Genomic DNA, 13,620 nt, shown 5'->3' on the forward strand with positions numbered 1-13,620 from the left:
TGCCGTGTTAGTCGGCTCTATATACCAATGGTCTGTACTTTGGACAGGGCAACACTGCCCAGGCCTGCCAGGTTCAGCATCAACTCACCGCCAGTCTGGCTGATGGTCACGCTGTTGACGGTTGCCGGCAGGTAAGTCACCAGCGAGGTCGCCTTGCTGTCGTAAGTCGCGGTCGCTGCAAACTTGTAAGTGCCGGCCTTGGCCACTTCACCCGCATCGTTCTTGCCGTCCCAGATGAAACCGGCGTTGCCGGCCTGCTGGCTGCCAAGATCGATGGTGCGAACGACTTTGCCATCGGTATCGGTGATCTTGATCGTGACCGGGTTCGTCGAGGCCGGTACGACGGCCGTACCGTTGAAACTCTTGGAGGTGTCGACCACCGCGGTGTCGGTCTGGGCAACAACCGAACGACCCACCAGCGAAGAAGCCTGCAACGCTTGCGACGAGTTGTAGTTGCCGGCAATGCCGCTGACCGTATCGTTGAGCGTGGTGATGCCTTCCAGGCTGCTGAACTGCGCCAACTGCGCGACGAACGCGCCGTTGTCCTGCGGTTCCAGCGGGTTCTGGTTTTTCAGCTGAGTCACCAGCAATTGCAGGAAGGCATCTTTGCCCAATGCTTTTTTGCCGGTGGCGCTGCCGGTAGCGGCGGCCAGGCCGTCGCTGCTGGTGTTGCTGGTCTTGACCGAAGAATTGGCCAGGACATCCTTGAGGCTCATGCCGCTGGTGGTATCAGTAACACTCATCTGAGTCGCCCCTTATCACTGACCGAGGGTCAGGACCTTCTGCATCATGGTTTTGGCGGTGTTCATCATTTCGGCGTTGGTCTGGAACGAACGGCTCGCCGAAATCATGTCGGCCATTTCTTCGACGACGTTGACGTTCGGGTAGTAGACATAGCCCTTGGCGTCGGCAGCGGGATGGTTCGGCTCATAACGCGCTTCGAGGTTGCTCTGGTCTTCGACCACGCCGAGCACTTGTACGCCTTGACCGGCAGCGTCCTGGCTCTGGAACAGCGAGTCGCTGCCGCCGTTCTGGCCGCCCTGGAACATGGTGGCGAACACCGGGTGACGGGCGCGATAGGTCTGGTCGATGCTCGACGAGACGGTTTCGGCGTTGGCGATGTTCGAGGCCACGGTGTTCAAGCGCGTGGTTTGTGCACTCATGCCGCTACCGGCAATGTTGAAAACACTGGATAGAGACATGATTTACTCTCCGCGCAGGGCTGATACCAGCCCTTTGAATTTGCTGTTGAGCAGGGTGAAGCTGGCCTGGAAGCCGACGGCGTTTTCCGCGTAGTTCGACTGTTCCAGTTGGGCGTCCACGGTGTTCTGGTCGATCGACGGTTGCATCGGCGTGCGATACAGCAGCGACTCGTCGCCATTGCCCAGGCCTTCAGCTTCGATATGACGGCTGTTGGTCATGTTCAAGGCAAAAGTCCCGCCCTTGGTTTTCTCGTTCTGTGCGGCGAGCACTTTGGAGAAGTCCAGATCCCGCGCCTTGTAGTTCGGGGTGTCGGCGTTGGCGATGTTGTTGGCCAGGACTTCGGCACGCTGAGCGCGGAAGCCCAGGGCTTGTTCGTGGATACCGAGCGCTTTATCGAAGCTGATGCTCATGTCGGGAAACCTTCGGGTGACCTGATTTTTCGTAACAGAGACATAGCAAGCGGCGTGCCAAATCGAAAAACCCCGGAAACCGGGGCTTTGCAGGCAGCGGCAAGGGCGGCAATGCCAGAAAAGCGGCAACCGGTTTCCGCTGGATGCCGCTTTTCTGCCGCTTTCCCACGGGCAACGCAGATCCAAATGTGGGAGCGGGCTTGCTCGCGAAGGCGTCGTCTCAGTCGACATCTACTTTGAATGACACACCGCCTTCGCGACCGCTCCCACATTTGAATTGGGGTGCTGGCGGGAAATCATCAGGCATAAAAAAACGGGAGCCCCTGAGGACTCCCGTTTTTGTTTGCCGCCAACGAATCACTTCGCCTGGTAAATAATCCCCGGGCTGCACTGGACCATCTGGTAATGGTCCGGCAAACCGTTCAACGCTTCGGATGCGCCAAGGAACAGATAGCCACCTGGCTTGAGCGTGCTGTGAATGCGCAACAGGATGTCTTTCTTCACCTCGGCGGAGAAGTAGATCAGCACGTTGCGGCAGAACACGATGTCGAACTTGCCCAGGGCCGCGTAACTGTCCAGCAGGTTGAACGAGCGAAACTCCACGCGGCTCTTGATCGGCGCCTTGATCGCCCAGCGCCCCGGTCCTTTCGGATCGAAGTAACGCTGCAGACGCTCGGGCGACAGGCCACGGCCGATCGCCAGGCTGTCGTACTCGCCGGTCTTGCAGTTGGTCAGCATGGTGCCGGACAGGTCGGTGGCGACAATCTGCGCCCCCATCTTCAACTGGCCCATGTTGACGCGCTCGAACTCATCGATGGACATCGACAGCGAGTACGGTTCCTGACCCGACGAACACGCCGCGGACCAGATCCGCAAACGCTGGCCGGGCGCGGCCTTGATCGCTTCAGGCAAGACCTTGTTCTTCAACACTTCAAACGGATAGGTGTCACGAAACCACAGGGTTTCGTTGGTCGTCATCGCGTCCACCACCATCTCGCGCAAACCGCTGCGCGGCTGGGTCTGGATGCGCTGGACCAGCTCACCCAGGGATTTGATGCCTTGCTGTTCCATCAGTTTGTTGAGACGGCTCGAGACCAGGTACTGCTTGTTTTCACCGAGCAAAATGCCACAGGCTTTTTCCAGGAAGACCCGGAACTGTTCGAAATCCAAATTACCCGTAGACAAAGATGCCGCCTCTTAAATCGTGTTAACCACCAGGGGCAGAAGGCCCCTAGCTGATATCTGCTGCTTTGATCCGGTCGACTACCCGGGATGCCAGGTCATCAGGACGGAACTTGGCAAGGAAGTCATCGGCACCGACTTTCTTGACCATCGCCTGATTGAATACCCCCGACAACGAAGTATGCAGGATGATATGAAGCTTTTGCATGCGTGGGTCGTTGCGGATCTCGGCCGTAAGGGTGTACCCGTCCATTTCCGGCATCTCGATGTCGGAAATCATCATCAGGAACTCTTCTTCCGGCTTTTTCCCTTCGTCGACCAGCTTGCGCAGGTAATCCAGCGCTTGCTTGCCGTCGTTCAACGCCACCACTTCGACACCGACGGTTTGCAGGCAACGAGTCACCTGCTTGCGCGCCACCGACGAGTCATCGACGGTCAAGACCTTCAAGGACAGGGCCTTGTGCTGGGTTTCGACATCGACCACACCGACCGAAATCGCTTCCGGCGTCGGCGCCACTTCCGCGAGGACTTTCTCGACGTCGATGATTTCGACTAACTGATTGTCGACCCGAGTCACAGCCGTCAGGTAGTGATCGCGCCCCGTGCCCTTGGGTGGCGGATGAATCTCTTCCCAGTTCATGTTGACGATGCGCTCCACCGAGCGCACCAGGAAACCCTGGGTCTTGGTGTTGTACTCCGTGATGATCACGAACGGATTGCTTTGATCTTTCAGCGCGCCGGAGCCGGTCGCCATGGCCAGATCAAGAATCGGAATGGTCGCCCCCCGGATATTTGCCACACCGCACACGACAGGACTGGATTTTGGCATCAGCGTGAGTTTTGGGCATTGCAGCACTTCCCGAACCTTGAACACGTTGATCCCATAGAGCTGCTGGCCGTCGAGACGGAACAACAGCAGCTCCAGGCGATTCTGCCCTACCAGTTGCGTGCGCTGGTTTACCGCATCCATTACACCAGCCATGCACAGACTCCTACACCAACGCTTAAGTGTGTTGCGACGCACGTTCATTGAGAAACGGCACGGCGCTTGCTTTTTAACTCTTATGAACACAGAACCGACATTTTTCCGACGCCTGACATCAAACGCTCGCCAAGTGCTTTGCGCGATGTCGGCCGTCTGCCTGTTCAACGCTGGCAGCCCTGCCCTTGCTGACGCAGTTACCTTGCCTGACATGCTTATCGGCGTCACTCAGGGCTTTCTTGAGTTCACCGTAGAAGACTATTTGGCGACCAGTCAAACCGAAGGTCGTTATGAGATCGAGGTCAAGCAGATCGATCCGCGCCTGCGCATGCCCATGTGCGACAAGGAATTGACAGCCACTCTGGAGAGCCCGGCGATCCCGATTGGTCGGGTCACGGTCAAGGTTCGTTGCGACAGTACCGCGCCCTGGACGGTGTTCGTGCCCGCTCAAGTCCGCCTGTTTCGCGACGTCGTCACCACCACCCGACCGCTCAAGCGCTCCGGCTATATCGAGCCGGGCGACGTCATGCTGCGCGAACGAGATATCAGCCTGATCGGCCAGGGCTACTTCACCTCTGTCGATCAGACGATTGGACAGAAACTTACCCGACCAACGGTCGCCGATCAGGTGCTGACGCTGGTCCATCTCGAACAGGCCGAAGTCATTTCCAAAGGCGATCAGGTGGTGATTACCGCCCGCAGTGGGACGCTCAGCGTGCGCATGCCGGGCGAAGCCCTGTCCAATGGCGGGTTGCGTGAACAGATCCGGGTAAAAAACCTCAACTCCCAACGGGTCATCAAGGCGCAGGTCATGGCGCCGGGCCAGGTGGAAGTGGCCATGTAGAAACTCTGCCCTTGCGAAAACATGGCGCTGGCCGTGGCTGTTCCCTAAACTGTGCCTCACGCAGGAAATGCGCTGGCGCATGCAGGCTCGTTGATAAATGGGCCTAAAGTTTTTGCAGGGAGCGCCGAAAACATGGCAAGCGTCCAAATTCCCAGAGGTTTTTTATCATGGTCATCGATTTCAGCCGTTTGAACAGTTCCTCGTCACTGACCGGCAGTACGCGTACCAGCGCCAACAAGGACACTGCCGAAGCCGGCAAATCCGCGCCGCTGAATACCCCGGCCGAACAGGCCAGTACCGCCAAAAGCGGGGAATCGGTACACCTCAGCAATGAGGCTCAACAGTTGCAGAAGGTCACTGACAAGCTGCGCGATCAGCCTGCCGTCGACAATGCCCGCGTGGCCGAGTTGAAAGCAGCGATTGCCGATGGCAGCTATAAAGTCGACAGCAACCGTGTAGCCAGCAAACTGCTCAACTTCGAAGCCCAGCGCTAGGCCCCCGGCCTGCGCCAGGCTTTTGGACGCTTAAACCCCAAGGCCAGCCATGCACGACACTAATTTACTGCAACTGATCATCGACGACTTTGCTCCAGCGCAACACTTGCTGGAGTTACTGCAAACCGAGTCCCTCGCCTTGCATGGTCGCGACATGCCACTGCTCGAAGACATTCTGGCGCGCAAACAGGCAATGATCATTCTGCTCGAACAGCATGGCCGCAAGCGCAGCGAAGTCCTCGCCAGCCTCAATCTGCCCACCAATCGCAAGGGCCTGGAGCAACTCGCCAGCCAATCCAGCGTCGGTGAGCAGTTACTTGCGCAAAGCGATGCCCTGACCGACCTTCTGGCTCAGTGCCAGGCCATCAATGTCAATAATGGTCAGTCGATCCTGGTCCAGCAGGCCGCCACGGCCAATCAGCTGAAGATCCTCACCGGCGGCGAACCACCCGCGCTTTACGATGCCCGCGGATCAACCGCCAAGCTAGCGAAGCCGCGCCCGCTCAGTCAGGCGTGAACCTGTTGATGAGTTCGCACTTTCAAGACGCGCCACATGATGGCAGTATGCTGGCCATGCGCAGTCACATTTTGTCCGGAGAACGATGAACCGTGCCCAATGCCTTAACCGCGGAAGATGCTCCGCAGCCACCCAAGGTGCTCTCCACGCCCATGGAGATCGCGGGTAACCTGCGGCAACTGCAAGAAAGCCATGACCCGCTGATTATTACGTTCCACGAACGTAACCAGCGCTTCCAGAGCTATCTGGTTGAGGTTGATCGGGACAACAACGCGATTGCCCTGGACGAAATGGTGCCCCGCGACGGTGAACGCTATCTGCTGGCGGGCGAATCGTTTCGGGTCGAAGGCTTCCACGACGGCGTGCGCATCGCCTGGGAAAGCAACGGCCCGCTGAGCATCGACGAATTCAGCGACACCCGCTGCTACCGCGGCAAACTCCCTGACGAAGTCGTCTATCACCAGCGCCGCAACGCCTTCCGGGCTGCCTTGAAACTGGCGCAATTGGTCAATGTCGAACTGGGCGGTGAAAAGCTCAAGTTCCCCGTCAGGGGCAAGCTGCTGGATATTTCCGCCACTGGCTGCAAGCTGCGCTTTGATGGCGACATCACCGGCCGACTGCAACTGGGCCAGGTCTACGACCGCTTCGTCGCCGACCTGCCCTTCGGCAGCATGACCACCCCGGTGGAACTGCGTTACCTGCACTTCGAAGAAAGAATCTCCACCACCTTCGCCGGCATCCGCTTTCACAACATGAGCGGGCTGGTGCAGCGTCAGGTCGAGCGTTTCGTGTATCAGCTGCAGCGTGAAGCACGGCGCTTCGACAAAGACGATCTCTGATTACACCGCTTCAACAAAAAACGGGCAGTCCCTTGCGGTGACTGCCCGTTTTTTATGCATCAACTATCAGGGTCTGGCTTCCGTGAAACTTTGTTCGCGACCGGCGTCCGGGTCTTCCGGTGGCGTCGGCTCGGCTTCCGGCTCCACGTCCGGCTCCGGCCCCGACTCCGCTTCCGGATGCGGCGGACTGTGCATCTGCTCTTGAACGATCTGCTCGTCGACACGCGGGTCAAGGCACACCACCAACGGCGAACTCGACATGCTGTCCGGCATGGCGACGTGATGCAGCGGCGCATCGTCGACCTGATGCAGATTGGTGACCGCTTTCGGGCGGATCCGCCACACCAGCACCAGCGCGAAGAAACTGAAAAACGCATAGAGCATGTGGCTGCCGAACAGCTTCATCAGCACCCCGGCGACCAGCGGCCCGATACTCGCGCCGACACCGTAGGTCACCAGCAGCATCGCCGTCAGCGAGACCCGGCGATCGCCTTCGACGTGGTCATTGGAGAACGCCACCGCCAGCGGATACAGGCAGAACTGCACCAGCGAACAGAGGAACCCGGAGATGAACAACACCTCCAGCGGCACCTGCTGCAGAATCGCCAGCGGCAGCGCAGCCAGTGCGAGGCTGAAGGCAAAACAGCGGATCAACAGCGCCCGGTCATAACGGTCGGACAGCCAACCCAGCGGCCACTGCACCAGCAGGCCGGCAAAAATGCAGCTACCCATGAACAGACCGACCTGCTCGGTAGACAACCCCTGCTGGGACGCATACAGCGGCGCCAGACCGTAGAACGAGCCGACGATCAGCCCTGCCCCGAGCACCGTGCTCAACGATTGCGGTACACGCTTGATAAAGAAGCGCGGCTCCATCGGCGCAGGGTGTAACGGCGCCGGGTGAATCCGCCGAGTCAGGGCCACCGGCACCAGGCACAGGGCGAAGCACAAGGCGACCAGCATCAACAGTTCCAGGCCAAGGCCGGGGTGCATGACCAGAATCAGCTGACCCAGCACCAACCCGAGGTAGGAAGCGATCATGTAGCCGCTGAAGACCATGCCGCGTTGCTTGGCATCGGCCTGCTCGTTAAGCCAGCTCTCGATGACCATGTACTGGCACATCATGCCCAGGCCAACGATCACCCGCAGGAATAGCCACGCCGGCAGCCAGTCGATCAATCCATGACCGAGCACCGCCGCACCGACGATGCCGGCACACGCGGCATAGGCACGAATATGCCCGACCCGGGCAATCAGTCGGTGACCGATCTTGCCGCCCAGGACCAGGCCGAAATAGTTGGCCGCCATCAACGCACCGACCCACAAGCTGTCGACGTGATCGGCCGCCAGGCGCAAGGCCAGGTAAGTGCTCAACAGGCCCGAGCCGATCAACATCATCAGCGAGGCGAAATACAGCGCTCGAAAGGATTTCCAGATTTGGCGCATCGGCGTTCCGAGCGGCTCCTTGCAGTGAAGATCAGGCTACCGAAACGATAGCCCGTAGACGACGAAGCGTCAGGCCTGGGCAGCTAAAACACGCCGTTCCCAAGGGGTAATTTCATTAAAGAAGCTGGTCAGCTCCATGGACTTCGAAGCGACGTAGCCTTCGATGAACTCGGTGCCAAACAGTTCCTTCGCCAATTGGCTACGTTTCAGACGCTCAAGAGCCGCATGCAAGGTACACGGCAACGAAAGATTATCCGGCACTTCGAATTCGCCCTGGATCGCCTCGGTCGGCTCAAGCTGGTTTTCAATGCCATGCAACCCGGCGGCAAGGCTGGCGGCGATGGCCAGGTACGGATTGGCGTCGGCCCCCGGCAAACGGTTCTCGACCCGACGAGCAACCGGCGAACTGGCCGGAATGCGCAACCCGGCAGCACGGTTGTCGTGGGACCAGCAGGCATTATTCGGCGACGCGTACGGATGGCACAAGCGCTGATACGAGTTCACGTTCGGCGCGAACAGCGCCGTGAAGTCGGCCATGCCGGCCTGCTGGCCGCCGATGAAATGACGGAAGGTCGCGGTTGGCTGACCGGCCTCGTCACTGAACACGTTCCGCCCGGTGTTGATGTCGACGATACTTTGGTGAATGTGCATCGAACTGCCCGGCGTGTGCGCCAGCGGCTTGGCCATGCAGACCACGGTCAGGCCATGCTTGAGCGCGACTTCCTTGAGCAGGTGCTTGAACAGCAACGTCTGGTCGGCCAGCAACAGCGGATCACCGTGCAGCAGGTTGATCTCGAACTGGCTGACACCCATTTCATGCATGAAGGTGTCGCGGGGCAGGCCCAGCGCCGCCATGCATTCATAGACTTCAGTGAAGAACGGCCGCAAGCCGTTATTGGAACTGACACTGAATGCCGACTGACCGTCCTCGCGACGACCATCCAGGCCCAGCGGCGGCTGGAACGGTTGAGTCGGATCGGGGTTGGGCGCGAACACGAAGAATTCAAGCTCGGTCGCCACCACCGGCGCCAGGCCGCGAGCCGCGTAACGCGCGATCACTGACGTGAGTTGGCCGCGGGTCGACAGACTCGAGGGTTCACCGCTCAATTCATCCGCATCGCAAATGGCCAGTGCCCGCGGCTGCTGACTCCAGGGCAAGCGATAAATATGCGCCGGGTCCGGCACCAACGCGAGGTCACCGTCATCGCTGCCGTAAAAACGTGCGGGTGGATACCCGCCCATGATGCATTGCAGCAGCACACCCCGCGCCAACTGCAACCGACGTCCTTCGAGGAACCCCTCGGCCGTCATGACTTTGCCCCGGGGAACTCCATTCAAGTCCGGTGTGACACATTCAATCTCATCAATGCCCGCCAATCGCTGTGCGAGTGAACGATGGCCATCGGTAGTCATGACGCAATCCTTTGTTGTGCGGGCCGCGAACGGCGACCCGTACAAAATAGGCTTCGCCTGTTCAGAATTTCAAGCAGCGCCACACAATAAAGAAGGCTCAGGGCAGATAAAGACTGAACACGCCGCCGCCCAACGGGCCGCCATTGCTCAGCCGGGTGCTGCCGCCGACACCATTGCGTTGATGCAACGCGGCAATCCGCCCGGCAAAGTACAGGCCCAGGCCGGTGCTACTGCTGCTGTAATTGATGCCCTGCACATAGTCCGCCTGAGACTCGATCATCTCGGCCGGGTAGCCGGCACCATCGTCGTTGATGGTCAGCACCAGTTGACCGCCCTCGTCACTGACGCTGATCAGCAGCGACTCGCGCGCATAACGAATGGCGTTATTGATGATGTTGCCCAGCACCGAGGCGACCAGCTCGCGGTCGAAGAACCCCAGCGGGCTCAACGGGTCGACTTCATAGGTCGCGATAATGCCGCGGCTGGCGAACACCTCTTGATGGCTGGCCAGCTGCGCTTCGAGAAAGTCATCCAGATCGTGGTAGGCCGGCTGCAATGGCAGCTGATTGACCCCCAGTTTGTACAGGCCTAACAACTGCACCAGCATGCCGTTGAGGTGGGCGAACTCATACTCGATGACGCCCTGCTCCGGGCCGTGCAGCTGCGGGTCGGGCAAGCGCGCCAGCCAATGGCTGTGGGCCTGCATCAGCATGGCCAGCGAGTTCTTCATGTCGTGCACGGTGGAAGCAATCACCGTCGAGAAATCCAATGCCGGGTTGTCTTGGCTCATCCGCCGAACGCCTTGATTTTCAGTTTCTGATAGCGCGGATAACGCGCGTCGGTGTCGGGCATCAATCCGACCATTTTCAGGCAGACCCGACATTCGTCGATTTCCGCCGACGGCACACTGGTGTCGGTGCCGTGCAGCAGCGACTGCGCCATGTTCAGGGCAATACTGATGTTTTTCGGCTGCATCGCCAGCGCCCTGCGGAACACCGACCGGGCCTCCACCAGGTTGCCGGTCTTGTACACCCGCACGCCCTCACGGTTGAGCTCGGCGGCGGCGTTGCTGGAACTGAGAATGGTCGGGTCGTCGGTCAGTTTGGCGATGCCCTTCATCACCACCGGGTCGTCACCGTAGATCTCCGCGCAGTTCTTCAGCATCGAGGCGCCAGCGCTCGCCTGACCGAGCATTTGCAGCTGCTTGGCCACCAACAGCGCGGCCTCGGCACTCATGAATTGCTCCATGCCTTCGAGGCGCATCATCGCTTGCTCGGTGAGCTTCTCGGCCGTTTCGCTGTCGTTGAGCAACAAACTGGTGGCTTTCATCAGACGCGCACGAATCTGCAGGCCCGGGTCGCTCGGGTTCTCCTTCGCTACCAGACTGAGGGTCGTGTTGATTTCCAGGCGGGTGCGGGTATCCAGACCTTTCTCGCTGCCTTTACTGATCAAGGCGTGGGCCAGGCCGAGGTTGCTTTCCGCGTCCTTGAAACGCGACTGAGCGCCTTGGGACACCGCTTGGCGATACGCCCGGGAGGCGGTGTCGAAATCTTCATTGGTCATCGCCAGCTTGCCCAGCAACGCTTGCCGGCGTACGGCCAGCGGCGACAGGCGAATGGCTTCTTCCAATACTTTCTGCGCGCCCTTGGTGTCGCCTTCGACCACCAGCACGTCGGCCATGCCGTCATACAGCGCGGGCATCATCGGAAACACTTTCAGGGCTTTCTCATAAATGCCTTTGGCCTGGCTGACCTGGCCGCGCTTGAACAGCAGCTGGCCCAACCCGGCAAACGCCCACGGCAACGGCCGGTCAGCAATGATGCTGTCGTAGAGGCGCTCCAATGCTTCGTTCTGATTCAAGTCGCGCAAGGCATCCGCGCGGTAGCGCAGGCACAGCGGCGAATAGCGGATGTCCTTTTTGCACAGTTCGATGCAGGCATTGAGCACTTCCAGCGGCTTGCCACGGTCGAGGGCTTGCAGGATCGGCTTGAGCAGGTTCTTGCGCTGCTCCAGCCGCTCCAGACGCTGAGCCAGGCCAGAGCGGTTGAACGGTTTGGTCAGGTAGGCATCCGGTTCATGCTCCAGCGCACTGAGCACCATGGCCTGGCTGGTTTCGGCGGTGACCATGACGAACACGCTTTCATGGCTGATCAGTTTCTCGATCATCAAGTCTTCGAGGACCTGCTGACCGTTCTTCTTGCCGTCGCCGAGGTGGAAATCCTGCAGGATGAAATCGTAGGCCTTCTGCGAACACATGCGCAGCGCCTGCTCGCCAGAGTCCGCGGTATCCACGTCCTTGACGCCCAGCTCCCGCAACATGGACCTGACGGAACTGCGGAAATCCGAGAAATCATCGACGATCAGAAAACTCTTTTGGTGATACGACAGCATCGAAGATTTCCAGGCAGTTTTAAGAAGAAGAGCATGACCGTTCGGGTTATCGGCCAAGAGTGCCGTTAGCTTGAGACTGAGTGGCTCCCAAGCGATGGCTAATTATTTGAAGGCACAAAAAAGCCCTGCCGGATGGAGGTCTCCGGCAGGGCTTTTATTGTTTCTAACGCAGCAGATGCACTGCCAGACCCACGAGTGCACACCCCATCAGCACCTGGATGACGCCCCGTTTGAAGCGGAACAAGGCAATGGCTGCGGCGATCGCGATCAGTGCAGAGGGCCAATCGAGTTGGCCGCTGAAACCCTTAGGCCACAGCACGTGATAGCCGAAGAAACACGCCAGATTGAGAATCACACCCACGACGGCTGCCGTAATGGCGGTGAGTGGCGCGGTGAACTTCAGCTCGTTGTGGGTCGACTCGACCAATGGCCCGCCCGCCAGGATGAACAGGAACGAGGGCAGGAAGGTAAACCAGGTCACCAGGCACGCGGCGACTGCTCCCGCCAGAAAAACATGATCGCTGCCGAACACTTGAGCGACATACGCCCCGACAAAACTGACGAAGGCCACGACCATGATCAAGGGTCCCGGAGTGGTTTCGCCTAACGCCAGGCCATCGATCATCTGCGTCGGTGTCAGCCAGCCATAATGTCCGACCGCCCCTTGGTAGACATAGGGAAGCACGGCATACGCACCGCCAAACGTCAGCAATGCTGCCTTGGTAAAGAACCAGCCCATCTGGGTCAAGGTGCCTTCCCAGCCAAAGAGGATGGTCAAAATCCCCATTGGTAACGCCCATAAAGCGGCGCCGATCAGGGCCAGCGTTGCCAATTTCGGCCAACTGAACCGGGCATGCTCCGGGGATGGGGTGTCATCATCGATCAAGGCCGGGCCAAAGGACTTTTTAGCGGCGCCATGACCACCGGTCCTGAACTTATCCGGCGCCAGGCGCCCGCCGACATAGCCGATCACTGCGGCGCCCAGAACGATCAGCGGGAACGGCACATTGAACGCGAAGATCGCAGTGAACGAAGCGGCGGCTATCGCCCACAGCCAATTGTTCTTTAGGGCCCGAGAGCCGATCCGATGGGCCGCCTGCACGACAATGGCGGTCACGGCCGGCTTGATGCCATAGAAAAGCCCGGCCACCACCGGCACTTCGCCGAAGGCGATGTACATCCACGACAACGCGATCAGGATGAACAACGACGGCAGCACAAACAGCGCGCCGGCAATCACCCCGCCCCAAGTGCGATGCATCAGCCAGCCGATGTAAGTGGCCAACTGCTGCGCCTCTGGCCCAGGGAGCAACATGCAGTAATTGAGGGCATGCAGGAATCGGCGCTCGGATATCCAGCGCCGCCGTTCAACCAGCTCTTGGTGCATGATCGAAATCTGCCCCGCAGGCCCGCCGAAACTGATGAAGCCGAGCTTCAACCAGAACCAGAACGCCTCACGAAGACTGATTGCGTCCGGCCTGGACAGCTCTTCTTCAACCATTAGCGCCAAAGCCTCTGGAAACGAACAAGCAGGGAATGTGCGATGTGGGTACTGACAGAAACGGCGCATTACGCAAGGCGCCGTGAAATAGATGGTGTCCCAGGGCAGGTTCGAACTGCCAACCTTCCCCTTAGGAGGGGGATGCTCTATCCAATTGAGCTACTGAGACACATGTCGCCCGCACGAAATGCGGTGCGATGGACGGCGAGCATGTTAACGGGCAGGCCCGGATTTGTCATGTCGTCCGTAGGGCTTTTTAAGTGTAGGCAGGCGCCCCACCGGGCTGTGGCTTTGTTTACCGTGCAAATTGCATCCTCTCAAAATGCCAGCATTGCATTTTGCAATGCGGGCACTCCTAAAGGATAAGTTAATTCTTTGTTTTTAAAGGATTTATTAGC

The 13,620-nt window shown here is 59.2% G+C and carries 14 protein-coding genes and 1 tRNA gene; 4 read left to right on the plus strand and 11 right to left on the minus strand.

Annotated features, from left to right (window positions below; all coding sequences use genetic code 11):
* Positions 1-17 precede the first annotated feature (17 nt).
* From flgD to BK660_RS07875, 5 genes are all read right to left on the minus strand, one after another.
* Positions 18-743: a flagellar hook assembly protein FlgD gene (gene flgD / locus BK660_RS07850; RefSeq protein WP_123432835.1), complete on the minus strand. Its 726-nt coding sequence runs from the start codon at positions 741-743 to the stop codon at positions 18-20.
* Positions 744-758: 15 nt separating this feature from the next.
* Positions 759-1,202 carry a flagellar basal body rod protein FlgC gene (gene flgC / locus BK660_RS07855; protein ID WP_123432836.1) on the minus strand — a complete coding sequence of 148 codons (444 nt, stop codon included), beginning with the start codon at positions 1,200-1,202 and terminating at the stop codon, positions 759-761.
* A 3-nt stretch (positions 1,203-1,205) separates the two neighbouring features.
* On the minus strand, positions 1,206-1,613 hold the full coding sequence (flgB, locus tag BK660_RS07860; RefSeq protein WP_027923954.1) for a flagellar basal body rod protein FlgB: 408 nt from the start codon (positions 1,611-1,613) through the stop codon (positions 1,206-1,208).
* A 357-nt stretch (positions 1,614-1,970) separates the two neighbouring features.
* Positions 1,971-2,798 carry a protein-glutamate O-methyltransferase CheR gene (cheR, locus tag BK660_RS07870; protein ID WP_010457158.1) on the minus strand — a complete coding sequence of 276 codons (828 nt, stop codon included), beginning with the start codon at positions 2,796-2,798 and terminating at the stop codon, positions 1,971-1,973.
* Positions 2,799-2,844: 46 nt separating this feature from the next.
* Positions 2,845-3,777, minus strand: coding sequence for a chemotaxis protein CheV (locus BK660_RS07875; protein ID WP_123432838.1), 933 nt, complete (start codon positions 3,775-3,777; stop codon positions 2,845-2,847).
* 82 nt (positions 3,778-3,859) lie between these two features.
* On the opposite strand from BK660_RS07875, the gene flgA reads away from it, so the two are divergent.
* The 4 genes from flgA (at position 3,860) to BK660_RS07895 (ending at position 6,471) form a co-directional block, all read left to right on the plus strand.
* Complete coding sequence (gene flgA, locus BK660_RS07880) at positions 3,860-4,621, plus strand: flagellar basal body P-ring formation chaperone FlgA (protein ID WP_123432839.1); 762 nt, start codon at positions 3,860-3,862, stop codon at positions 4,619-4,621.
* A 167-nt stretch (positions 4,622-4,788) separates the two neighbouring features.
* Positions 4,789-5,115, plus strand: coding sequence for a flagellar biosynthesis anti-sigma factor FlgM (gene flgM / locus BK660_RS07885; RefSeq protein ID WP_027923951.1), 327 nt, complete (start codon positions 4,789-4,791; stop codon positions 5,113-5,115).
* A 49-nt stretch (positions 5,116-5,164) separates the two neighbouring features.
* Positions 5,165-5,632: a flagella synthesis protein FlgN gene (locus BK660_RS07890; protein WP_123432840.1), complete on the plus strand. Its 468-nt coding sequence runs from the start codon at positions 5,165-5,167 to the stop codon at positions 5,630-5,632.
* A 92-nt stretch (positions 5,633-5,724) separates the two neighbouring features.
* Entirely contained in the window at positions 5,725-6,471 is a 747-nt protein-coding gene (locus BK660_RS07895; protein WP_123432841.1) for a flagellar brake protein, read from the plus strand.
* Between the two features lie 66 nt (positions 6,472-6,537).
* Here the strand turns inward: BK660_RS07895 and BK660_RS07900 are convergent, their stop codons facing one another.
* The 6 genes from BK660_RS07900 to BK660_RS07925 all read right to left on the minus strand — a co-directional run bounded on the left by BK660_RS07900 (position 6,538) and on the right by BK660_RS07925 (position 13,391).
* Complete coding sequence (locus BK660_RS07900) at positions 6,538-7,917, minus strand: MFS transporter (RefSeq protein WP_123432842.1); 1,380 nt, start codon at positions 7,915-7,917, stop codon at positions 6,538-6,540.
* 69 nt (positions 7,918-7,986) lie between these two features.
* Positions 7,987-9,228, minus strand: a complete 1,242-nt coding sequence (locus BK660_RS07905) for a glutamine synthetase family protein (RefSeq protein WP_185045035.1) — start codon at positions 9,226-9,228, stop codon at positions 7,987-7,989.
* Between the two features lie 199 nt (positions 9,229-9,427).
* A complete protein-coding gene (locus tag BK660_RS07910) occupies positions 9,428-10,120 on the minus strand; it encodes a sensor histidine kinase (RefSeq protein ID WP_123432844.1) in 693 nt (230 codons plus the stop codon).
* Positions 10,117-11,721 carry a tetratricopeptide repeat-containing response regulator gene (locus BK660_RS07915; RefSeq protein WP_123432845.1) on the minus strand — a complete coding sequence of 535 codons (1,605 nt, stop codon included), beginning with the start codon at positions 11,719-11,721 and terminating at the stop codon, positions 10,117-10,119. The genes BK660_RS07910 and BK660_RS07915 overlap by 4 nt, the downstream gene beginning before the upstream one ends.
* A 163-nt stretch (positions 11,722-11,884) precedes the next feature.
* Positions 11,885-13,222 (minus strand): chromate efflux transporter, encoded by a 1,338-nt coding sequence (chrA, locus tag BK660_RS07920; protein ID WP_123432846.1) that lies wholly within the window; start codon positions 13,220-13,222, stop codon positions 11,885-11,887.
* Between the two features lie 92 nt (positions 13,223-13,314).
* Positions 13,315-13,391, minus strand: a tRNA-Arg gene (locus BK660_RS07925).
* Between the last annotated feature and the right edge of the window lie 229 nt (positions 13,392-13,620).

The sequence above is a fragment of the Pseudomonas brassicacearum genome, from assembly GCF_003732265.1.
GTDB classification, from domain to species: Bacteria; Pseudomonadota; Gammaproteobacteria; order Pseudomonadales; family Pseudomonadaceae; genus Aquipseudomonas; species Aquipseudomonas brassicacearum_D.